The organism is Pseudomonas sp. 2 (assembly GCF_056627435.1).
Window position 1 is genome coordinate 215,259 of record NZ_JBWXNG010000009.1, and the last position, 21,633, is coordinate 236,891.

Sequence of the window (21,633 nt, forward strand, 5' to 3'; positions counted from 1 at the left end):
GCATGAGCGAAAATCAAACGTACGACTCGTCCAGCATCAAGGTGCTGAAAGGACTCGATGCCGTACGCAAGCGTCCCGGTATGTACATCGGCGATACGGACGATGGCAGCGGTCTTCACCACATGGTGTTTGAGGTGGTGGATAACTCTATCGACGAAGCGCTGGCCGGTTATTGCGATGACATCACCGTCATCATCCACCCGGACGAATCCATCACTGTGCGCGACAATGGTCGCGGCATTCCGGTCGATGTGCATAAAGAAGAAGGCGTTTCCGCAGCCGAAGTCATCATGACGGTGCTGCACGCCGGCGGTAAGTTCGACGACAACTCCTACAAAGTATCCGGCGGTCTGCACGGCGTAGGTGTGTCGGTGGTGAACGCGCTGTCCGAAGAGCTGAACCTTACAGTGCGCCGCAGCGGCAAGATCTGGGAACAGACCTACGTTCATGGCGTGCCGAAAGAGCCGATGAAGATCGTCGGTGACAGCGATACCACTGGTACCGAAATTCACTTCAAGCCCTCGGCTGAAACCTTCAAGAACATCCACTTCAGCTGGGACATCCTGGCCAAGCGGATTCGCGAACTGTCCTTCCTGAACTCAGGGGTGGGTATCGTCCTGCGCGATGAGCGCAGCGGCAAGGAAGAGCTGTTCAAGTACGAAGGTGGTCTGCGTGCGTTCGTTGAGTACCTGAACACCAACAAGACTGCGGTCAACCAGGTGTTCCATTTCAGCGTTCAGCGTGACGACGGCGTGGGCGTCGAGATTGCCCTGCAGTGGAACGACAGCTTCAACGAAAACCTGCTGTGCTTCACCAATAACATTCCTCAGCGCGATGGCGGTACTCACCTGGTGGGCTTCCGCTCGGCACTGACGCGTAACCTGAATAACTACATCGAGCAGGAAGGTCTGGCCAAGAAGCACAAGGTCGCGACCACCGGTGACGATGCCCGCGAAGGTCTGACCGCGATCATTTCGGTCAAGGTACCGGATCCGAAGTTCAGCTCGCAGACCAAGGACAAACTGGTGTCCTCCGAGGTCAAGACCGCAGTCGAACAGGAGATGGGCAAGTACTTCTCTGACTTCCTGCTGGAAAACCCGAACGAAGCCAAGGCCGTTGTCGGCAAGATGATCGACGCCGCCCGTGCCCGTGAAGCGGCGCGTAAAGCTCGCGAAATGACTCGCCGCAAGGGCGCGCTGGATATCGCCGGCCTGCCGGGCAAACTGGCTGACTGCCAGGAAAAGGACCCTGCCCTTTCCGAACTGTATCTGGTCGAGGGTGACTCTGCAGGCGGTTCCGCCAAGCAGGGTCGTAACCGCAAGACCCAGGCCATCCTGCCACTCAAGGGCAAGATTCTGAACGTGGAAAAGGCACGCTTCGACAAGATGATTTCCTCCCAGGAAGTCGGCACCCTGATCACTGCGCTGGGCTGCGGTATCGGTCGCGAAGAGTACAACATCGACAAGTTGCGTTATCACAACATCATCATCATGACCGATGCTGACGTCGACGGTTCGCACATCCGTACCCTGCTGCTGACCTTCTTCTTCCGTCAGTTGCCGGAGCTGGTCGAGCGCGGCTACATCTACATCGCCCAGCCGCCGCTGTACAAGGTCAAGAAAGGCAAGCAAGAGCAGTACATCAAAGACGACGAAGCCATGGAAGAGTACATGACGCAGTCGGCTCTGGAAGATGCGAGCCTGCACCTGAACGAATCGGCCCCGGGCATTTCCGGTGAAGCGCTGGAGAAGCTGGTTCACGATTTCCGCATGGTCATGAAGACGCTCAAGCGCCTGTCGCGCCTGTATCCACAGGAACTGACCGAGCACTTCGTCTACCTGCCACCGGTCAGCTTGGAGCAGTTGTCGAACCACACCGCCATGCAGGATTGGCTGGCCAAGTTCGACGAACGCCTGCGCAACGGCGAGAAGTCCGGCCTGGTCTACAAGGCCAGCCTGCGTGAAGACCGCGAGCGCAACGTGTGGCTGCCAGAGGTCGAGCTGATCTCTCACGGCCTGTCGAGCTACGTTACGTTCAACCGCGACTTCTTCGGCAGCAACGACTACAAGACCGTCACCGCACTGGGCGCGCAGATCAGCACGCTGCTGGAAGAAGGTGCCTATGTGCAACGTGGCGAGCGCAAGAAAACCGTCACTGAGTTCAAGGACGCACTGGCCTGGCTGATGGCGGAAAGCACCAAGCGCCACACCATCCAGCGATACAAAGGTCTGGGTGAGATGAACCCTGACCAGCTGTGGGAAACCACCATGGACCCAAGCGTGCGCCGCATGCTCAAGGTCACCGTGGAAGACGCGATCGCTGCCGATCAGATCTTCAACACCTTGATGGGTGACGCCGTAGAGCCGCGCCGCGACTTCATTGAAGCCAACGCGCTGTCGGTATCGAACCTGGACTTCTAAGGCCAATGTAGGTTCACAGAATAGCTGCACGGTTTCACAAATAGTTGACCGGCCGGGGTCCAGTCCTGGTCTCCGCCGATCATCCATCAAGCCCGCTTCGCGGGCTTTTTTTTTGCCTGGATGATCCTGTCGGAACGCCCTACTCTTCTCGTCTGAAGTGGCGATGCATTAGGAAAGGATCAGGTAGCCGCCCGTATAGGCTGAAAAGGTCAGCGAGCTAATCTCAGGTGTTGAGAGGCTGATGCGTTGAAATAATACTTGAGCCAGTAAGTTGTTAATTACTGTTACTTGTTAAGTATTTATTTTGAGAAACTTAGTATCGAGGCTTCTTGAGCAGAAATTCCCCGGTTAGTTTTATTGTGGATTTCGGAGAGATGTTGGAATAAGATCAATGACCATTTTTTCTGCTTTGCTTAGAAGATTCGTAATCGAATCAGCGAGTTGAAGCGAAAATTTAAAATCAGATTTCAACTGCGTTGACGATCCATATGTGATCGTTTAGAACAAATGAGAGCAAGCCGATTGCTTGAGATTCTGATCAGTCATAAATGTCATGACCCATGAGCAGAAAAGGAGAGCCCAAAATGTAGAAAAACGCGACCAATCCTGAGAGGACTGACCGCGCTTAGCGAAGCAGACTTGCGTCCTGAGAACCCGCAATGTCTGCTTTTTCAAAGCGGCTGTCAATCCTCTCCCATCTTTTCGACCTTAGCGAGGCTACTCGACGGCACAGTGTTGCCTGTCGAAAGGCGCCGCTACGCCTGCCCTGCGTCTTGATTTTTTGACGCAGCGTCGGCGCTCGTTCCGAGATTTTGGAGGTGTTCTATGACAGTAAGAAAGGTAGTCACGCGGCGTTCTAATCACTACCGAGGCTATTTCCCATCGCTCAAAAATAAGAAGCCAGTGCCTTGGGAGTCCCAGCTGGAGGGGGCCTTTTTTCGGCTTCTTGAGCTGTCCTCTACGGTCACCAGCTACGTCCCCCAGCCTAGTGAGGAGCGTGTTCCATCTCTCCAAGGCTACTTCAAATACTACCCAGACGTACGGGCTTTCCTAGCGGATGGACGCGAATGGTGGTTTGAAGTGAAGCCTTATGACCGCTTGAAGATAGCCAGCGTCAGGCAGCGACTGGATGCCGTTGAGCGCTACTTCAACGCCACCGGCCGTAACTTTTCAGTGGTTACTGAGAAGTTGGTTGAAGCTGAACCGTTGGCGACGAATCTTCGAAGGCTGATGTATCACCGGCGCGGTCCAGAGCTTTCGCGCCAGATGCTGGAGGGGTTAATGGCTCCCTTCAACGAACAGCCGGCTATGACCCTTGCAGATTTGCTCTGCGTGGTTGGCGTCAGCAAAGCGTGGCGCTTATTAGGCCTTGGCCTGGTTGGCATTGACCTTGATAAATCAATCGAGACTGACTCCCCGGTCTTCCTCCAAGGAGGGCACCGCCATGCAAACCTTTTCCCTTAGGGTGAAATTGGTCGTCATCGTCCGGGGCGTCCTGATGGTGCTTGAGAAGCGGCTGATTGATCGAAAGCTGCTCTTTTTCGATGAGCTTGGTGAGCCCACGAAGTTATCTGAGAAAGAGTTCTATGAGGGCTACGAGCGCCGCGAGATCGAGATCTCCGCTGATCAGCCTTATCTCGGGAAGGTTCCGTATGTACGGAACGTCCCTCCAGATATTTCATGCTTCCCCAAAAAACATGGGGATGAAGCATTGCGTCGACGCAAGTATCTGGACGACCTAACTATGCGCGGTAAATACAAGCTGCCGGGTGATGAAGACATGATAAATAAACTTAGAGAAATCGCAAAAAAGATTGGGGATGCGTGCGCACCCTCGATTTCCACCATTAGACGTTGGGCCGCTAAATACATCGGCCAGAACGTAGTGAAACTAATCCCTCAACATGCCAAAAAAGGCCGAGCTCCCGCGATAAACGGAGAGCTCGAAGTTATTCTTCAAAGGGTGATTAATAGCACCTACCTGCGGGATACGATGCCTTCGGTTAGCGTAGTTATTGCAGAGTTCGAGGATCAGATTAGGAAGATAAACCAAAGTCGTTTGCCCTCGGACCAGCTCAAGATCCCAAGCGGAATGACCGTTCGAAGGTACATCTTCAAGCTTGATCCATATCTAGTGGACAAGGAACGGCTCGGAAAACACGCGGCAGATAAAAAGCACCGCGTGGCGGCGGGAGTGCTTCGCGTCCATGAGATTTTGGAACGTTGGGAAATCGATCATACCTTGCTGGACGTGCAGCTTGTGGATGAGGCCTCTGGGCTGTGCATCGGGCGTCCCTATTTGACGATCGTTCTTGATCGCTTTTCGCGAATAGTGATGGGATATCTGCTTCACCTTTCGGCTCCAAATACGGAAACCGTGCTTCGTGTGATCGAACGCTCAATTCGGCCAAAAACCGAGCTTCTGAAGCGCTTTCCCAAAGTGAGAAATGAGTGGTCGGCATGTGGGCTGCCAGCTCGGATAGTCCCAGACAACGCGGCGGAATTTCACGCGGGTGATCTCATCATGGGGTTCAATGAACTGGGTATTGAGATCATGTACCCCGCATCCAGGGCCCCGGAAAGGAAAGGTGCGGTTGAGCGCTTTTTCAGCACTCAGAATCTGGGGCTGATCCACAACCTCCCGGGTACCACGTTCTCGAATATCCAGCAGCGTGGGGATTACGATTCTGAGAAGAATGCATGCTTCACGCTCCCGCAACTGGAGGCGGTGGTGGTGAAATGGATCGTGGATGGTTACCACCAGACTCCTCATCGTGGGCTGGCTAACAGGACCCCGGCTCAAGTCTGGGGCACTAGTGAGCCGAACCATGTCATTAGCCTTCCCGCCGATTTGGATTCGTTGGAGTGCATATTGGCCAGGCGGACCGCTGTAAAGGTTCACCATTACGGCATTGAAGTAGCAAAAGTGGGCTACCACTCAACGGAGCTTGCTGAACTGCGTACGCGTTTGGCGGATGGAGAAAAAGTAAACGTTCGATACCGAGACGAAGCCGGGCACGTCTGGGTTCATGATCGTTTCAGAAACCTGTTCTTCAAAGTCCCTGCCAAAGACGAGCGTATGGTCGGTAAAAGTAGAGAACTTTGGAAGTCTGCCGAAAAAGCGCTGCGGGAAAAATACAACGAGCAGCCTAGCTTCGAGGCTACACACAGGTGTTATCAGGAAATTATGGAAGACGCGGACGAGGCCCGCCGATCGCAAAAGCTCAGAGTGCGACGCGCAGCTGCCAGGGCCAAGATTGACAAAGAGGGTCGCGTGACCGAAGGCACGCCTCCACCCAAGGTGCTCGGTGAAGTGGAATGGGCCGATGACCCTATTCCGCAAATTCCTCCAGCAGCCTTCAAGGTCTCGGTTCGTCGGCCAAATGGGAGGTCTAACGTATGAACGCCATTGGTCTGCATGAAAGCTTTGAGCACGCTGAATACAGCTTCACGCTTCGGCATCGGTTTATTCACAGCCCTCAGGCCGTACGAGCGTTGACACGACTCGGCGAAATCCACGGCGACAGCCGGCGTACCGGAGCAAGTAAGGGCTTACTTATCCAAGGCCCTAGCGGTGTGGGCAAGAGCACATTGGTCAAGGAGTACATCCGGTCACTGGAGGAGTCGGAGGGGAATGTCCCAGAGAAGCGGACAGTTTTGTTCGTTGAGATGCCGTCTTCTCCCACCAAGAAGAATCTGGCAGCAGCCATTTTGGCAGAGTTGAAGGACCCCTTCGCAGAGGCACGGGGACATTCTGCAGAGGTTAAGTTCGCACGGGTAGTCCTCCTCCTGAAAAACCTTCGCGTGGAAATGTTGGTCCTCGATGAGGCCCAGCACCTTGTCGATTATCGTCGTAACGGTGCGTATGAGGCAGCAGACTGGATCAAGAGTCTGATGAATGAGACCAGCATCGCGTTTGTGCTGATTGGCCTGAAGCGCACCGAAAATCTGCTGCTGGCAAACGAGCAACTGCGACGCAGGTTTTCGGCCACGGTGGCTTATGACCGCTTCACCTTCACTGCTAATACGTCTCTGCATTTCGCGATGCTAATGCGAGCCATCGAGGGAGAGTTGCCTGTTCAAGCCATCAGCTTTGTAGAGCCAAAGATGGTCAAACGTTTCTACATGGCCTCCTATGGACTGATTGACTACCTCATAAAGGTTGTGGACAGGGCTGTTTGGCTTGTTCAAGTCCGAGGCCTTGCTGGGATTGAGCTTCCAGTGCTTGCCGAGGCCTTTGAGGACGAGGTTTGGAGCTACGTCACCGAGGAGCGGAACCCCTTCAGTGTGAGTTTCAATTTCCAGCCCCTGTTTGGGAAGCGGGAACCGTTTGAAAAGTTTGAAGAGAGCATTACGTGACGGTCAGGGGCCGGGCTTATCAGCCCGGCCCTACTCTCTGAGCTTTATCTCTTCGATTTCATGGATGTGTAGGAATGTTTGGTCTTTTAATCAACCCACGACCGCACCACGACGAAAGTCTTTTGGGATACCTGCAGCGCCTGGCGAAAGCCAACGGATTACCCAGAAAAGAACTGCTGACAGCTTTTGCACGAGCCAGCGAGCCCGAGGTTACGGACTGGCTGCAGATGATCGAAGGACCACTGAGCTGGCCTGCGTTCGCTGCTGAGTTTCGTGATCCTCGGCCCAAGGGGGTCAAATTATGGACAACTCACCACGCACGGTACTGCCCTATCTGTTTGAGTGAGGCCGGGTACTGGAGAGACAGCTGGGGCTTGACCCTGGTTACAACGTGTTCTGTGCACGGCACTGAGCTCCAAGGGCGGTGCCCCAACTGCATGAAAGAAACCGATCCAAGTGCAATGAGTGCAAATAGTTGCCAAACGTGTGGCACCTCATTGTGTGGGACAACTAACGAGATCGTGCCGGCGAGTGATCAAGCCGCCTGGCTCACGTCTGGCTTTGAAAAAAGGCTTTACGCTGACTCGTTGCCAGCTAATGTGGGATTGGCTGCTCTTACCTACAAACAGTTTCACGAGTTGTCATCTCGCCTTGCTGTCAGAGCTGTGCGCACGGAGAGCTCTCAGCCTCTGAAGGTTGCTGATTCGGGTTCACTAGAGAATTCGAGGCTCATGGCGAATGCAGCGGGTGAGGTTCTCATGAACTGGCCCAGGGCATTCAGAGAAATGCTCAGCGACCTGAAGGAAGTCTACTCCGAACATGGACACTGGACTCTCGGCCGGTCGTTCGGCCCGATATACCATGATATCCATCGTAATCTGAATGATCCCTGTTTTAGCTTTCTTCGACGGGAATTTGAATCATTCGTGCAGCACGCTTGGGAGGCACCGTTAGCGAAGCGAAATCGCCATTTGAGCGAAGAGACAATAGAGGGACATCGCTGGGTCTCTATCCCTTCTGCTGCGAAAGCCTGTGGCGTAACGGTGTCAGCTGTAAAACGTCTCCATCAGCATGGACAGATAGATTATCGGGAGAAGACGCATAAAAATCGTGTCTATACGGTTGTGGATTTGAATCAGTTGCAGGCGATTTCGCGACAGATCCAAGATGCGGCAGATATGAAACAAACCGTGAATTTGCTAAGCCTTTGTCAAAAGCGTGTTAGGCAGCTGCTAGCCGTCGGTATCCTCCGGTTCTTTGGTGGAAAACCACGTCCAGGTGAAAAGTGGCTCATCGACTACCGCTCAATCAACGAATTAATTGACGAGAAGCTGCCCATCAGCGCTGACCAGGATCTGGCGACGATCAACTACTTGGCCAAGTATTCGCTGCCAAAGGGCGGCGGAATGGCCGAGTTGGTTCAGGCAATCCGTGCAGGCGAACTTCGTGCTTACCGATTGGCTGAGACTGGCCCGGTTGCTGTGGGAAAGTGGTTACTTAAGCCGCATGAGCTTGCATCGTGGCAACAAGCTCGACGGGAGGGCAACAGACCGGCCCTACTAGGTCTATCGGTGGTCAAAGCAGCTGCGGTACTGGGTGTTAAAGAAGAATGCGCTTACGCCTTTGTTCGGCTTGGCCTGCTATGGAGCACCAAAGTTGAACGAGGCAGGCGTATACAACTGATGATAAAGCCCCAAGCGATCGAAAGATTCAGGCGGGGCTATATTTTGGGACCTGAGATAGCAGCATACCTAGGGACGTCGACCAAGGAAGCGTTCAAGCTCCTTTGGAACGCTAGGCTTCACCCCGTTGCGGGACCATCTCTACCAAATGCAGCATGCCGGCAATATGTATGGGCGAGAAGCAAGAAACTGATTGAATACCTAATGGGTAAGGCTATGCAGAGCGACCAACCAGACTTCATCACCCTTTTATCCGCCCCGATCACTCAGCCTCGCAATAGCCGATACAGAAACGTAGGAACAAGATAGTTATCAATCTCTCTCTTGCTGGATTGTTAAAACCACCGAACCCAATCTGGAGAATCTTACGTCCCGTCTTGCTGAATTTCGCCCGTTGGAACAAAAAGTTGGGACCAATTGGCAGTTGAAAGCGCTGACATCAGGATCTATCGGGCACTGGAACCTCTTCCCTAGAGAGGTTCGCTACCATTTGGGCTCGTCAATTAGCCAATGAGAGACCGGCGATCGCTTATCAGGGCTTATCGGCATCCACATCGTTCGAGGAGAGGCCAGACCTGCGCCGCTCCTCATCGATTCTATTGAGCTCTGTCCGCACCTCGTTGATCGCACCTACCACTGGCGCAAAATAGATCCGAGGAGCCTCCTTTGCGGTCTTCAGAAGTTCTGAGAAGAAAGTCGTCTTCATCCATCGCTCTCCTAAGCCATCATCGATCTGTTCACCATAGACCTCGCCCGCATAGATGGGAAGGCGGCCTGGCCCGGAGATCACTGTTCGGCGTGACCTGCGCACTGGCACCATCGAGAGATGATTTTTTGATCACCTCTGAAGTACCTGATGTTCTCTGGGCCGTAACGGATTATTCACCTGCATATCCACAGAAACTGTGGATAACTCCAACAACAAATCCAGAGCTACATGAAGCTCGGTCGAATGTTGGCTTGGTGAGCTTAGAGATCAAGCCTCGTTTCCGGTGCAAGATTTCTGATCATGCAGGCCTTCTGCCATGCAGGCACTTCAACAGCCAAAGTGCTGTAGATAGCGTTCTGACCTGCTGGCAGGACTCAGGCAAAACTTAGCCATGGCAAGCATGGAGCATCTGTAGACCGGCAATCGGACTGGTTTGACACTAGGGCTTAGATCGACGAGCTTGTATACGAGCGCGAAACCAGTGGCTTCTCAGCGGCTTTCATTGGTGTAGGAACCCCGTTGATGGCTGAGACATCAGCGTAGGGTGAGACCTCAAAAAAGCCCAGTGAGCCTCAGCTTACCGGGCTTTTTGCTGTGTCAGTGAAGGTTCGAGGCTGATCATCCTCAGACCCTGCAAAAAAGCTTTGAAAAGTCGCCAGCACGTCCCGTTTAGACTGCCAACAGTATGCTGACTTGGTCCGTCACAAATCTGGTAAGTGCCTATATGTAGGCAATAGGCTACTATCTGGACCATTCTGAACTTGAAGAGACTAGCTCCATTGCCAAGGAATTGCATGCAGGCCATTGATATTGAAGATGCAATCGTTTTGCCATGGGGGCTTGGTTCAAGATCGCCGCATGATTTATTCTCGGTATGCACCGAGATCGTCCATTGTCCCGGTGACATTGTGTTGGACGCCAGTAACCTTACTTACGTTGACCCACTGGGAATGGCAACATTACGAGCTCTCCTCGAGGATCAGCTTAATCAGAAGCGAGTCTCGATCCAGTTCCTGAACAAGGACCTGACCTCTTACCTGGCTCGGATGGATTTTTTCAAGGACATAGATGTAGAGGGCGTGGATCTTTCAGCCATTGGTGGTAGGAATGATCGGAGCGGCTCGCTGGTAGAGATCACCAAGATTAGCGAACACCACCAAGCGGAAGAAGCTGCATCCCGGCTAGCTAGATCTATCACTGGGAGGCTAACACAGTCAGATCCGGATGCTCCTGTCGACGAACTCACCGGAAAGAACGAGTTTGACTCCTACCGAGGGCCACTGGAGTACTCTCTCAAGGAACTGCTGGAAAACTCGCTAACCCACGCGCGTAGAGAAGGACGGGGCGATGCCGCTGTGTGGCTCACCTGTCAGTTTTACCCAAAATTGAACCTTGTGCGCATGGCCATCGTCGATAATGGGTGTGGATTTCTCGCAACTCTGAATAATCACCCCGAGCTCGAGGACCGCACGCATCTACACGCAATCGAAGCGGCGCTCAAGCCACGGGTAAGCTGCAATCGAGGTGCGATGGCCAGGATCCTCGGCAGTGAGAACCAAGGTATAGGGTTAACGACGACAGCAAAAATTGCGGGTGCGGCTGGTGGTGGTCTGGTGATCGTGAGCGGCAATGGGATACATGACACTAAACGTCGATATTCTGGGCAGCTGCGGGATGCACAGTGGAATGGTGTATCGATTGCGTTCACCTGTACTCGTGATTTGTTGCCTACGATTTCGATAAGCGACTTGCTGCCTAGAGATGATGCCGCCAATGCTGATCTTGATCTGGATCTAGATTTTCGGTAGCTCTGGCTTTTTGATGGCGCGGGGGCTAGAGTCGTTCAGGCATGGAGCGGTAAAGGAGAGCCTCGGGGGGACCTGAGGGATTTCGAGAAAGACAAAAGGACTAAGCAATACAAGGGGTTACGACATGCAAACTCAAATTCGCTTAAGCAGAGACGGTTCTATCCGAACGTACGGAATGCGAGCTTCAGCTATCCCCTATCGTACCGAAATTGAACGCTCGCTCAGTTCTGGTGAGCGCGTTGTCATAGATTTCGCTGGGAACGATGTTACTCAGTCCTTCGTCGACGAGTTGATTGGGGCGTTAATTTTGAAGGAAGGGCGTCAGGTGGTTTCTCGCCTTGCCTTTGAGAACTGCACTAATGATGTCAAAGGAATCATCAAATTTGTGGTCCATGATCGAGTTCGTCAGCTGCAGAAAATTCCCGCGTGACAGATCAGCTTCAGATTGAGGCCCTCATTATTGAGGGCCTTTTAATTGGTGCCAAAAGTGCCTGCCCTCTGAAATTCACTCTCCTGCACCAATCTCAGCTCCGCTTCGAGAACATTAACTCTCATCTCTCGTGTAGACCTTTGCCACCTTCCCACCGGGATTTCAAATTCAAGCCGCGTCCAATGAGCAATCTCTACCCCTTGCTGAGTTACGGTTTTGGCTTCGGCGATCTCTCAGTCGACGCAGAGCGTTCAGACTACGTCCGGTATTCACAGATAGCGTGACGAGGATCGCCCGTTGGCAGGGTCGGCCCCCATCAGATTTTCCCCAAACCCCGATGCCAATCTCCCCATGGATCTCCTTGCAGAACGAGACGGTTCATGGTCTCATTTCTGCAACCGCAAATTATCAATAATATAATCGACTTAATGCTCAATTCTGAGGCACGCTGCTCGCAGCCTTGCTTGAGAGTGCCAGTTGCAGAGCCGAATTCCAGAAAATGCGGCCAAACCGCCCCCCACCGAGTGCTGGATTAGGGCACGAAAAGACCAAAACCTTGGTTAAGCATGAGGCTGTCGAAGCGCTCTTTGAAATGACGCTTGGACGGCTCTATTGCGGTCATCTGCAAACGGTGATTCTGGGTAGATGCCGCTAGAGGAAAATTGTATGACCGAACCATCCAAGGGCCTGACACGTCGCCAGATGCTGCTTTCATCAGCAGCCTCTCTCGCGGTAGGAAGCGCGAGCGCTGCTACCGTCACTGGCGTACCTCAGTGGCTTCCCTTTGACCACAACGGCCCACTGTATCTTGACGATAAGAAACTCCAGTTTCTGACCCCAGATGAAGCCTACGAGCTCGGGGCTATAGCAGACCGGCTTATCCCGGGCGATGAGCTGAGCGTCGGCGGGAAAGAAGCTGGCTGTGTGCAGTTCATAGATCGACAGCTATCTGGCGACTATGGCGACGCGAGTCGGCTTTACATGGAGGGGCCCTTCATGGAGGGCACCCCCGAGCAAGGTGACCAATCACCGCTTGTCCCACGCGAGCGTTATCGCTTGGGGTTGGCAGAGTTGAAAGCCTACTGCCAAGAGCACTTTCAGAAGCCCTTCAGCGGCCTCCCTGCCGAGGCTCAGGACAAAGTTCTCTCCCAACTGGAAGTGGGCACCATTTCCTTCAAAGCCATCCCATCCAAGATGTTTTTTGACCAGGTTCTGAAAAACACCATGGAAGGGTTCTTCGCCGACCCAATCTACGGTGGGAACAAAGAGTTCGCCGGTTGGAACATGGTCGGCTTTCCAGGTGCCCGCTACGACTACCGGGAGTACGTCGGCAAGCACAACCAGAAATTGTCGTTTGAGCCGCTGGGCATCATCGGCAGCTCGGCCTGGAATCGGAAGAAAGGTTAATGAACATGGCTAAGAAACTTCCCGCCACAGATGTAGTGGTGGTTGGCCTAGGTTGGGCCGGTTCCATCATCGCTAACGAATTGGCCGACGCAGGCCTGAATGTCATCGCCTTGGAGCGCGGGCCTTGGCGAGACACCGCCAAGGATTTCAACGTTGCAACAGCCGGCGATGAACTGCGCTACAACACCCGCCTCGACTTGATGGTTCAGCCTCGCCAGAGCGCGATCACCATGCGCAACAATCCCTCGCAGGTGGCGCTGCCGATCCGCGCTTGGAACTCGTTCCATCCTGGAAACGGTGTGGGCGGAGCAGGCAATCACTGGTCCGGCATTACGTTCCGCTTCCAGCCCGCTCACTTCCGCCTGCAAAGTCATTACAAGGAGCGCTACGGCAAGGAGATTTCAAAGGAACTGACTCTGCAGGACTGGGACGTAACCTGGGACGAGATTGAACCGTTCTACACCGCGTTTGATCGCCTTGCCGGCATCTCAGGCAAAGCCGGCAACATCAATGGCAAGATCATCGAAGGCGGCAACCCGTTTGAAGGCGCTCGCTCAGAGGAATACCCCAATCCACCTCTTGATCAGCCTTATGCACCGACGCTATTCGCTGATGCCGCCAAGAATATGGGATACAGCCCTTTCCCTGTGCCGTCCGCGCTGCTGTCTCGCGGTTATACCAACCCACTGGGCGTAACCATGGGGCCATGCACCTTCTGCGGGTTCTGCACCAACTACGGATGCGCGAACTACAGCAAGGCCAGCGCCATCACCACCGTGCTGCCGGTGCTGGTGCGCAAACCCAATTTCAAGGCACAGACGAATTGCGAAGTGCTGAAAATTCAGACGGACAGCACAGGTAAACGCGCGACCGGCGTCATTTACGCTGACGCGAACGGCGAGCAGTGGGAGCAACCTGCCGACCTCGTCATTGTGACTGCTTTCCCGTTCGAATCGGTTCGATTGATGCTCCTATCCGGGATCGGCAAACCTTATGACCCGGTCACCAACACCGGTACTACGGGGCGTAACTACTGCTATCAGACCCCCAACAGCGTTCAGGTCTTCTTCGAAGACAAAGACTTCAATCCCTACATTGGTGGCGGAGCCATCGGCATGGGGATCGACGATTTCAACAACGATAACTTCGATCACTCTGGACTTGGATTCGTTGGCGGTGGCAGCACCCGCATGACGCCAACAGGTGCAGCCCCCATCAGCAGCCGCCCGGTACCACCTGGCACGCCGAAATGGGGCGCGGAGTGGAAGAAAGCCACTGCTAAATACTATTCCGGGACTTTCAAGATCGGATGCGAAGGCAGCAGCTATCCGACACGTACGAACTACCTCTCGCTCGATCCGACCTACAAAGACTCACACGGGCGACCACTGCTGCGGATCACCTTCGACTACTCCGATAACGATCGTCGAATGGCCCTGTACGTCACGCGAAAGGTCGGCGACCTGGCACGCTCGATGAATCCGAAATATGCGGTTGAAAACCCACGCACTGGTCACTGGAGCAATACCAGCTATCAGACCACCCATGTCACGGGTGGATTCGTGATGGGGGCAGACCCTAGCACGAGCTCAATCAACAAGCATTTGCAGGTCTGGGACGTTCCGAATCTGTTCGTCGTGGGGGCGTCAGCCTTCCCACAGAACGCGGGCTACAACCCTACGGGCACCGTTGGTGCGCTCGCCTACAAAGCCGCCCACGCTATTCGCACCTTCTACCTGAAAAATCCTGGGGAAATGATCACGGTATGAAAATTTCCCAATTCGCCGCAGCGGTCGCCTTAGCCTTGAGCACGCAGGTAGCTTTCGCAGACGGATCTGACAATTTTGCCCTGGTCGAAAAAGGTCGATACATAGCCCGGTTGGGTGACTGTACCGCTTGCCACACCGTGCCCGGCAAGCCGCTGTTTTCTGGCGGCGTCACGCTCGACACCCCCTTCGGCAAACTCGTAGGGGCGAACATCACACCTGATACCGAGACCGGGCTGGGCCACTGGACCTTTGAAGATTTCCAAAACACCATGTCCAAGGGACATGGTCGCGGGGGAGAACTTCTGTTTGGTGCAATGCCTTATACCGCCTACACCAAAGTCACTCGCGAGGATAACCTCGCATTGTGGGCTTACCTGCAGACAGTCGAACCGGCAAGGAATCACGTCGAGACCAATTTGCTGCCCTTCCCGTTCAATGTCCGAACCAGCCTCATTGCTTGGAACCTGATGAACTTCACCGAAGGCGAGTACAAGCCAGACGTGAGCAAAAGCGCGCAATGGAACCGCGGCGCCTACTTGGTTCAAGGGTTGGGTCACTGCGGCACCTGCCACACGCCTAAAAATCTTCTGGGCGGCGATAAGGACGATCAGTTCTTGCGCGGTACCAACTTGCAAAGCTGGGTAGCCCCGGACATCACGGCAAACGCTCACAGCGGTATCGCCGGTTGGTCGGAGAAGGATATCGTTCAATATCTAAAGACCGGTGCTAACCACTTCGACATCGCATCAGGTCCGATGGCTGAAGAGGTTGAACACTCCTCGCAGCACTGGAAGGACGAAGATCTGATGGCCGTGGCGGTTTACCTGAAAACCCTCAGTGCGGATGTGAAGAAAGCAGATCCTCTGCCTGCCTCAGATGCCGGCATCGTTGCTGGTAGTGCAATCTATGCCGATCGTTGCTCTGCCTGCCACACACCGAATGGAAGGGGCATTTCGCATCTGTTTCCAAAGCTTGCGGATGCGCCGCTGGTGAATCAGAACGATCCGTCCTCCCTGATACGCATCGTGCTGGCCGGCGGCCGGGCTGGGGCGACTCATGAAGCGCCAACTGCACCGGCCATGCCTTCGTTCGCCTGGAACCTCAGTGATCAGAACGTAGCGGATGTGCTCACCTATATTCGCAACACTTGGGGCAACTCAGCCCCACGCGTCAACGCTGATGACGTGAAGTCAATGCGCAAGGAATTGAGCTCCATCCAGTAATGATCAAGGCCGCGACTCCCAGTCGCGGCCTTTTTTCTAAGGAAATGCGTGCCATGAGTATCACGACAATTTCGGGAAGACTCGCTGCGGCCGGTTATCAGCTGCCCAGCATCAATCTTCCCCAAGGCTCCTACACATCCGCTGTGCGTGCCGGAAGTCTGCTCTTCATCGCAGGCCAAGCACCGCGGATCGATGGCGAACTGAGGTATGTCGGCCGAGTCGGAACCGATCTTTCACTCACAGAAGGCCGAAATGCTGCGGAGCTTTGTGCGCTGAACATATTGGCCCACTTGGCGGCCGCCTGTGACGATGAGATCGACCATTTGGTCCAGGCTGTTCGGTTAGCCGGCATCGTCAACTGCGATGAACGCTTCGCTGATCACCCAAAGGTGCTCGACGGCGCGTCCGATTTACTTGTCCGCATCCTCGGCGAGCAAGGTCGCCACACCCGTATTGCTACAGGTGCAGTTTCATTGCCTTCCCACATGGCAGTGGAAATCGAGGCGATATTTCAAATTCGCGATTGAGAAAGCCTCACACCAACGTGAAGGCCCCGGAATGACGCAAGCAGCACCTTCTCAAAAGCGCAATGTTCCAATTTCGATGTCCCTCTTGATGGAGTCGCCATGACCGCAATACCAATTCCAACGGCCAGTGATGTTCGGTCTGCTGCCGAACTCCTCTCTGGTCGTATCCATCGCACGCCAGTTCTCACCTCGTCGACCTTGGACGCCATGATTGGCGCCAAAGTATTCTTCAAATGCGAGCAGTTCCAGCGCATGGGGGCATTCAAAATCAGAGGAGCCATGAATGCGCTGATGAATCTGAGCGACGACGAAAAGGCTCGAGGCGTGGTGACTTACTCATCTGGCAACCACGCTCAGGGTATTGCCCTCGCGGCGAAGGAGTTAGGCATCAAAGCGGTGATCGTAATGCCGTCAGATGCACCTTCTTCCAAGAAGGCAGCGACACTTGGCTACGGCGGCCAAATAGTCGAGTACAACCGTAGCACTGAGGATCGAATGGCGATCGCTCGAAAGCTTCAGGATGAGTTCGGCTACACCTTAATACCCCCGTACGACCATCCACACGTTATGGCTGGCCAGGGCACTGCGGCGCTGGAGCTCTTCGATCAAGTTGAAGGACTCGATGTCCTGCTCGTCCCAGTCGGAGGCGGCGGATTGATCTCGGGTACGGCGCTGATCACCCGTGATCTCGCTCCGCGGTGTGAGGTGTTTGGAGTTGAGCCAGAGGCCGGAAACGATGGTCAGCTGTCTTTCCGAAAAGGGTCGATCGTCTTGATCAATACCCCGGTAACAATCGCTGACGGCGCGCAAACGCAGGCGCTGGGCGAATTGACTTTCCCTGTCATCAAAGAGCTCGTGAATGACATGTTCACGGTCTCGGATGACGAACTACTCCACGCCATGCGTTTTCTCGCCGAGCGTATGAATTTGGTAGTAGAGCCCACTGGCTGCCTTGCCGCGGCAGCGGTATTCAAATTGCGTGAGCAACTAAAAGGGAAACGAGTTGGCGTAATCTTATCCGGTGGAAATGTCGATCTGGTTCATTACGCAAAACTGCTGTTGAGCGGGCCAGAACAAGCCCGCTTATGAGGCCAATCACCGGCCTTAGAGCTAGGGCATAACTCTCTGACTATCTCTCAGGTGATAGTGTGATACGTACGTATCCCGAGAAGGTTTTAGATGATCACTGCACAACTGAACAAGGCGGTCTGCGTTTCCTTCCTTGAGCGCCTCAATGATCATCCAATGCTCACGACGAGCTCTTTCAAGCTGTTCGCTGATAACGAGAGACGATGAACGAATCGAGTGCGCACGCTGCGCGTGGTCCTGGATGGCAGCTACCAAAACCGTGTTGTCGGAAAGGTGAAATAGGGTCTCGTGGAACTGCATGTTGGCCCTGAAGGCCCCTCGCAGGTTACCGGTTGCAATCATTTCATCATGGTTCTTCTGAATAGCAATCAGCTTGGCGAGTGCAGCCTCAGGCACAGGAAACTTGATGAGGCGGACGCATTGGCACTCCAACAGCTCACGCACGTCGTAAAGGTCCTCGACCTCTTTTGCCGTGTAGGACCGAACCAGGGCTCCCACATTTCGCTTTCGCTCGACGAGGCCCATCCGCTCAAGCTCGACCAAAACCTGCCTGACCACATGACGCTTGAGCCCGAACCGCTCTAGCAGATCGTCCTCGACCAGCCGCTCGCGAGGATGAAGGAAGCCGAGAACGATCTCCTCCTCCAGGATCCGAACGACCTGCTCAAGGCCAAATATATTGGTTTCGGAGTCTACAAGCTGCATGAACGGATTGCCCTAAAACGGTAGTGCTAGTTAGTCGCAGACTGCCACAAATCAACCTCGCCTGCAGCAGTCTTTGAATTCCTTCCTCTCAGCCGACGATCTGCGCTTGCAGCGCGGCCCTGATCGTGATTTTATTCGCATCAACAGATTATCAATAATCTGATCGATCATAAATCCAATAATAGCGGTAGGTGACCTATGCCTGATAAAGCCCCCGTCGTAAAACCAACCGGCATCCGCAAGGGCCTCACAAACTACGGAGACACAGGCTTCGCTTTGTTCCTCCGCAAGGCCTTCATCAAAGGCGCTGGCTACAGCGACGATGCCCTGGATCGCACCATCATCGGTATCGCCAACACAGGCAGCGGTTACAACCCCTGCCACGGCAATGCCCCTCAACTCATTGAAGCCGTCAAGCGTGGCGTGATGATGGAAGGTGGTTTGGCCATCGACTTTCCAACCATTTCGGTTGCTGAAAGCTTCTCTGCTCCTACCAGCATGTACCTGCGCAACTTGATGGCCATCGACACGGAAGAAATGATCCGTGCACAGCCAATGGATGCCGTGGTGCTGATCGGTGGATGCGACAAAACCGTGCCTGCCCAATTGATGGGGGCGGCATCGGCCAACGTCCCAATGATCCAACTGATCACCGGCTCCATGCTGACGGGGGGCCACCGCGGTGAGCGCGTGGGTGCTTGCACCGATTGCCGTCGTTTCTGGGGTCAATACCGCGCCGACGAAATCAGCCACGAAGAAATCAGCGAAGTGAACAACAAGCTGGTTGCCAGTGTGGGCACCTGCTCTGTCATGGGCACTGCCAGCACCATGGCTTGCATTGGCGAAGCACTGGGTATCGTGATGCCAGGTGGTGCAACTCCACCGGCAGTCACCAGCGACCGGATTCGTATCGCGGAAGAAAGCGGTCGCCAAGCCGTACGAAATGCGCGCAACGGACTGACCCCGGACAAGATCCTTACCGAGAAGGCCTTCGAGAACGCCTTGCGCGTACTGCTCGCCATCGGCGGTTCAACCAACGGCATCATCCACCTGACCGCAGTGGCAGGTCGCCTGGGTTATGAGATTGACCTTGAAGCGTTTGACCGTATGAGCCGTGAAACTCCGGTATTGGTCGACCTGAAGCCTTCCGGCCAGCACTACATGGAAGACCTGCACCGCGCAGGTGGCCTGCAATCGGTACTCCGTGAGCTTAAGCCTCAGCTTCACCTGGACTGCATGACGGTAAGCGGTCGCACGCTGGGTGAAGAGCTCGAAGACTTCCCTGAGCACAAGCAAGACGTGGTTCGTAGCTTCTCGAATCCTATCTATCCGGCCGGTGGCATCGCCTTCTTGAGAGGCAACCTCGCTCCCGATGGCGCCATCATCAAGCAATCTGCAGCTAACCCGAAGCTGATGGAGCATGAGGGTCGCGCTGTCGTCTTCGAGAACTCTGAGGACATGGCGAACCGCATCGACGATCCTGATCTCGATGTGAATGCCGACGACGTTCTGGTACTCAAAAATATCGGCCCGATCGGTGCTCCTGGCATGCCTGAAGCCGGTTACCTGCCGATTCCGAAAAAACTGGCCCGCCAGGGCGTGAAAGACATGGTGCGTATCTCTGACGGCCGCATGAGCGGTACCGCTGCGGGCACCATCGTCCTGCACGTGACACCAGAAGCTGCTCTGGGGGGCAACCTCGCCCTCGTACAGAACGGCGACCGCATCCGCCTCAGCGTTTCCGAGCGCGCAATTCAACTCTTGGTCGACGACGAGATCCTGGCTGAGCGCCGTAAGAATCTGGTTCTACCCAAACCAGTGAATGCCGAACGTGGTTATCGCAAGTTGTTCTACGAGCAGATGACTCAGGCAGACAAAGGCTGTGATTTCGAGTTTCTGCGCCCACCTCAAATGATTGCCAGGGTGCCTGCTTCGGGCAACTAACCCTTCAATTATCTCTGAGACGGCCAGCCCTCTGGGGCTGGCCTATTCCCAAACAATAAAAATTAGGGGTTCATCATGAGTGACCGTCCAACACGAGTTCGCTACCTAATTCTCTTCATCATCTTCGTCGTCACCACGATCAACTATGCTGACCGTGCGACGCTGTCGATTGTGAGCCCTTCACTCAAAACAGAATTGGGCATCACGCCCGTCCAGATGGGACTGCTGTTTTCGGCGTTCGCCTGGGCCTACGTGATTGGCCAGATCCCAGGCGGCTGGCTGCTCGACCGGTTCGGAACCAAACGCGTCTACGCGTGGAGCATTTTCCTCTGGTCCGCGTTCACTATGGTACAGGCCGGTATTGGCTTGCTTTCTACCACTACCGCCGTCGTAACTCTCTTCATTCTCAGGTTCATCGTTGGACTGGCAGAGTCGCCATCCTTCCCAGGAAACAGTCGGCTTGCAGCGGCATGGTTCCCAGCGGCAGAACGAGGCACTGCAGCAGGTATTTTTACCTCCGCTCAGTACTTCGCGACGGTTATCTTCGCTCCGTTCATGGGCTGGATCGTGTACAGCTACGGCTGGCATGAAGTCTTCCTGGTCATGGGTGGCTTGGGCATTCTCATGACGTTGGTCTGGCTCAGGTCGGTTCATTCACCGGTACAGCATCCACGCATCAATCCGGCCGAGTTGCAGCACATCCGTGATGGTGGCGGCCTGGTTGAGATGGATCAGATTGGTGGCGAGAAGGCGGCCAAGCCGACATGGGCAGCTTTCAAGCAATTGCTGACGAATCGGATGATGCTGGGCGTGTTCATCGGCCAGTACTGCATCAACACATTGTCCTACTTCTTTCTCACCTGGTTCCCGGTGTATTTGGTGCAAGATCGCGGAATGTCGATTCTGAAGGCAGGCTTCGTCGCCTCGATTCCAGCTGTGTGCGGATTCCTGGGTGGCGTTCTTGGGGGTGTTGTGTCGGATTGGCTGATCCGCAGAGGCCATTCCCTCACCTTCGCTCGAAAAGCCCCTCTGGTAGTCGGGATGCTGCTGTCGACATCGATGGTCGCGTGCAACTACGTCGACGTGGAGTGGGTGGTCATCGCAATCATGGCTATGGCTTACTTCGGTAAAGGCTTCGGCGCCATCGGGTGGGCAGTCGTAGCCGACACCGCTCCAAAGCCTATCGCCGGTCTGTGTGGCGGCATGTTCAACGCCTTCGGCAATACTGCGGGTATCACCACACCGATCATTATCGGCTTGATCCTCCAGGCCACTGGCTCGTTTGAAAGCGCGCTGGTGTTCGTTGCCGCGAACGCGTTGATTGCGATGTTCTGCTACCTCGTGGTGGTCGGGAAGATTGAGCGACTTGAGCTCAAAGCTCCTACCACCAAGGCATCCGAGAATCTGACCCCGTCCTACTCTAAAGAGTAACGGGCGCTCAATCCTGCCTTGGACATTTAACGCCCATCAACAGCGGTCACTGTTAAGCCTGAAGTGCTTTGACAGTGATCGCTTTGGGCAAAGGCAACTGACAGAGCAACTTTTTCGCATGATTTGCAAG

The 21,633-nt window shown here is 54.5% G+C and carries 16 protein-coding genes and 1 pseudogene; 15 read left to right on the forward strand and 2 right to left on the reverse strand.

Going from position 1 to position 21,633, the window contains the following annotated elements; translation table 11 throughout:
• Nucleotides 1–2 precede the first annotated feature (2 nt).
• From gyrB to AC1MEK_RS17070, 6 genes and pseudogenes are all read left to right on the forward strand, one after another.
• On the forward strand, nt 3–2,420 hold the full coding sequence (gyrB, locus tag AC1MEK_RS17045) for a DNA topoisomerase (ATP-hydrolyzing) subunit B (RefSeq protein ID WP_480397449.1): 2,418 nt from the start codon (nt 3–5) through the stop codon (nt 2,418–2,420).
• 825 nt (nt 2,421–3,245) lie between these two features.
• Nucleotides 3,246–3,884, forward strand: coding sequence for a TnsA endonuclease N-terminal domain-containing protein (locus AC1MEK_RS17050; protein WP_480397450.1), 639 nt, complete (start codon nt 3,246–3,248; stop codon nt 3,882–3,884).
• Nucleotides 3,865–5,823 (forward strand): integrase, encoded by a 1,959-nt coding sequence (locus AC1MEK_RS17055; RefSeq protein WP_480397451.1) that lies wholly within the window; start codon nt 3,865–3,867, stop codon nt 5,821–5,823. The genes AC1MEK_RS17050 and AC1MEK_RS17055 overlap by 20 nt, the downstream gene beginning before the upstream one ends.
• Nucleotides 5,820–6,779, forward strand: a complete 960-nt coding sequence (locus AC1MEK_RS17060; RefSeq protein ID WP_480397452.1) for a TniB family NTP-binding protein — start codon at nt 5,820–5,822, stop codon at nt 6,777–6,779. The genes AC1MEK_RS17055 and AC1MEK_RS17060 overlap by 4 nt, the downstream gene beginning before the upstream one ends.
• A gap of 227 nt (nt 6,780–7,006) precedes the next feature.
• Nucleotides 7,007–7,183 (forward strand): annotated as a pseudogene (locus AC1MEK_RS17065) (TniQ family protein); the annotation flags it as partial.
• A 33-nt stretch (nt 7,184–7,216) separates the two neighbouring features.
• The gene (locus AC1MEK_RS17070) at nt 7,217–8,770 is read left to right on the forward strand and encodes a hypothetical protein (RefSeq protein WP_480397502.1); all 1,554 of its coding nucleotides are present in this window, start codon (nt 7,217–7,219) and stop codon (nt 8,768–8,770) included.
• Between the two features lie 223 nt (nt 8,771–8,993).
• Here AC1MEK_RS17070 and AC1MEK_RS17075 read toward each other — a convergent pair whose 3' ends face one another.
• Nucleotides 8,994–9,167 (reverse strand): hypothetical protein, encoded by a 174-nt coding sequence (locus tag AC1MEK_RS17075; protein ID WP_480397453.1) that lies wholly within the window; start codon nt 9,165–9,167, stop codon nt 8,994–8,996.
• Nucleotides 9,168–9,964: 797 nt separating this feature from the next.
• On the opposite strand from AC1MEK_RS17075, the gene AC1MEK_RS17080 reads away from it, so the two are divergent.
• The 7 genes from AC1MEK_RS17080 to AC1MEK_RS17110 all read left to right on the forward strand — a co-directional run bounded on the left by AC1MEK_RS17080 (nt 9,965) and on the right by AC1MEK_RS17110 (nt 17,423).
• On the forward strand, nt 9,965–10,978 hold the full coding sequence (locus tag AC1MEK_RS17080; RefSeq protein ID WP_480397454.1) for an ATP-binding protein: 1,014 nt from the start codon (nt 9,965–9,967) through the stop codon (nt 10,976–10,978).
• 124 nt (nt 10,979–11,102) lie between these two features.
• Complete coding sequence (locus tag AC1MEK_RS17085) at nt 11,103–11,408, forward strand: STAS-like domain-containing protein (protein ID WP_480397455.1); 306 nt, start codon at nt 11,103–11,105, stop codon at nt 11,406–11,408.
• A 666-nt stretch (nt 11,409–12,074) separates the two neighbouring features.
• Nucleotides 12,075–12,815 carry a gluconate 2-dehydrogenase subunit 3 family protein gene (locus AC1MEK_RS17090; RefSeq protein WP_480397456.1) on the forward strand — a complete coding sequence of 247 codons (741 nt, stop codon included), beginning with the start codon at nt 12,075–12,077 and terminating at the stop codon, nt 12,813–12,815.
• A gap of 5 nt (nt 12,816–12,820) precedes the next feature.
• Nucleotides 12,821–14,584: a GMC family oxidoreductase gene (locus tag AC1MEK_RS17095; protein WP_480397457.1), complete on the forward strand. Its 1,764-nt coding sequence runs from the start codon at nt 12,821–12,823 to the stop codon at nt 14,582–14,584.
• Nucleotides 14,581–15,807, forward strand: coding sequence for a c-type cytochrome (locus AC1MEK_RS17100; RefSeq protein WP_480397458.1), 1,227 nt, complete (start codon nt 14,581–14,583; stop codon nt 15,805–15,807). Before AC1MEK_RS17095 ends, AC1MEK_RS17100 begins: the two co-directional genes overlap by 4 nt.
• Nucleotides 15,808–15,860: 53 nt before the next feature.
• Nucleotides 15,861–16,334: a RidA family protein gene (locus tag AC1MEK_RS17105; protein ID WP_480397459.1), complete on the forward strand. Its 474-nt coding sequence runs from the start codon at nt 15,861–15,863 to the stop codon at nt 16,332–16,334.
• 99 nt (nt 16,335–16,433) lie between these two features.
• Nucleotides 16,434–17,423, forward strand: a complete 990-nt coding sequence (locus AC1MEK_RS17110; protein WP_480397460.1) for a threo-3-hydroxy-L-aspartate ammonia-lyase — start codon at nt 16,434–16,436, stop codon at nt 17,421–17,423.
• Between the two features lie 21 nt (nt 17,424–17,444).
• Here AC1MEK_RS17110 and AC1MEK_RS17115 read toward each other — a convergent pair whose 3' ends face one another.
• Entirely contained in the window at nt 17,445–18,128 is a 684-nt protein-coding gene (locus AC1MEK_RS17115) for a GntR family transcriptional regulator (protein ID WP_480397461.1), read from the reverse strand.
• Between the two features lie 198 nt (nt 18,129–18,326).
• Between AC1MEK_RS17115 and AC1MEK_RS17120 the strand changes: the two genes are divergently transcribed.
• Nucleotides 18,327–20,072, forward strand: a complete 1,746-nt coding sequence (locus tag AC1MEK_RS17120) for an IlvD/Edd family dehydratase (protein ID WP_480397462.1) — start codon at nt 18,327–18,329, stop codon at nt 20,070–20,072.
• A gap of 72 nt (nt 20,073–20,144) precedes the next feature.
• On the forward strand, nt 20,145–21,503 hold the full coding sequence (locus AC1MEK_RS17125; protein WP_480397499.1) for an MFS transporter: 1,359 nt from the start codon (nt 20,145–20,147) through the stop codon (nt 21,501–21,503).
• Nucleotides 21,504–21,633: the final 130 nt, after the last annotated feature.

Excerpts from the sequence above, each read along its gene's own strand:
- gyrB (WP_480397449.1), top strand. The coding sequence starts at position 3 with ATGAGCGAAAATCAAACGTACGACTCGTCCAGCATCAAGGTGCTGAAA.
- AC1MEK_RS17075 (WP_480397453.1), bottom strand. The coding sequence starts at position 9,167 with ATGAAGACGACTTTCTTCTCAGAACTTCTGAAGACCGCAAAGGAGGCT.
- AC1MEK_RS17095 (WP_480397457.1), top strand. The coding sequence starts at position 12,821 with ATGGCTAAGAAACTTCCCGCCACAGATGTAGTGGTGGTTGGCCTAGGT.
- AC1MEK_RS17115 (WP_480397461.1), bottom strand. The coding sequence starts at position 18,128 with ATGCAGCTTGTAGACTCCGAAACCAATATATTTGGCCTTGAGCAGGTC.
- AC1MEK_RS17060 (WP_480397452.1), top strand. The coding sequence starts at position 5,820 with ATGAACGCCATTGGTCTGCATGAAAGCTTTGAGCACGCTGAATACAGC.
- AC1MEK_RS17110 (WP_480397460.1), top strand. The coding sequence starts at position 16,434 with ATGACCGCAATACCAATTCCAACGGCCAGTGATGTTCGGTCTGCTGCC.
- AC1MEK_RS17090 (WP_480397456.1), top strand. The coding sequence starts at position 12,075 with ATGACCGAACCATCCAAGGGCCTGACACGTCGCCAGATGCTGCTTTCA.
- AC1MEK_RS17050 (WP_480397450.1), top strand. The coding sequence starts at position 3,246 with ATGACAGTAAGAAAGGTAGTCACGCGGCGTTCTAATCACTACCGAGGC.
- AC1MEK_RS17105 (WP_480397459.1), top strand. The coding sequence starts at position 15,861 with ATGAGTATCACGACAATTTCGGGAAGACTCGCTGCGGCCGGTTATCAG.
- AC1MEK_RS17070 (WP_480397502.1), top strand. The coding sequence starts at position 7,217 with ATGAAAGAAACCGATCCAAGTGCAATGAGTGCAAATAGTTGCCAAACG.
- AC1MEK_RS17100 (WP_480397458.1), top strand. The coding sequence starts at position 14,581 with ATGAAAATTTCCCAATTCGCCGCAGCGGTCGCCTTAGCCTTGAGCACG.
- AC1MEK_RS17085 (WP_480397455.1), top strand. The coding sequence starts at position 11,103 with ATGCAAACTCAAATTCGCTTAAGCAGAGACGGTTCTATCCGAACGTAC.
- AC1MEK_RS17055 (WP_480397451.1), top strand. The coding sequence starts at position 3,865 with ATGCAAACCTTTTCCCTTAGGGTGAAATTGGTCGTCATCGTCCGGGGC.
- AC1MEK_RS17080 (WP_480397454.1), top strand. The coding sequence starts at position 9,965 with ATGCAGGCCATTGATATTGAAGATGCAATCGTTTTGCCATGGGGGCTT.
- AC1MEK_RS17120 (WP_480397462.1), top strand. The coding sequence starts at position 18,327 with ATGCCTGATAAAGCCCCCGTCGTAAAACCAACCGGCATCCGCAAGGGC.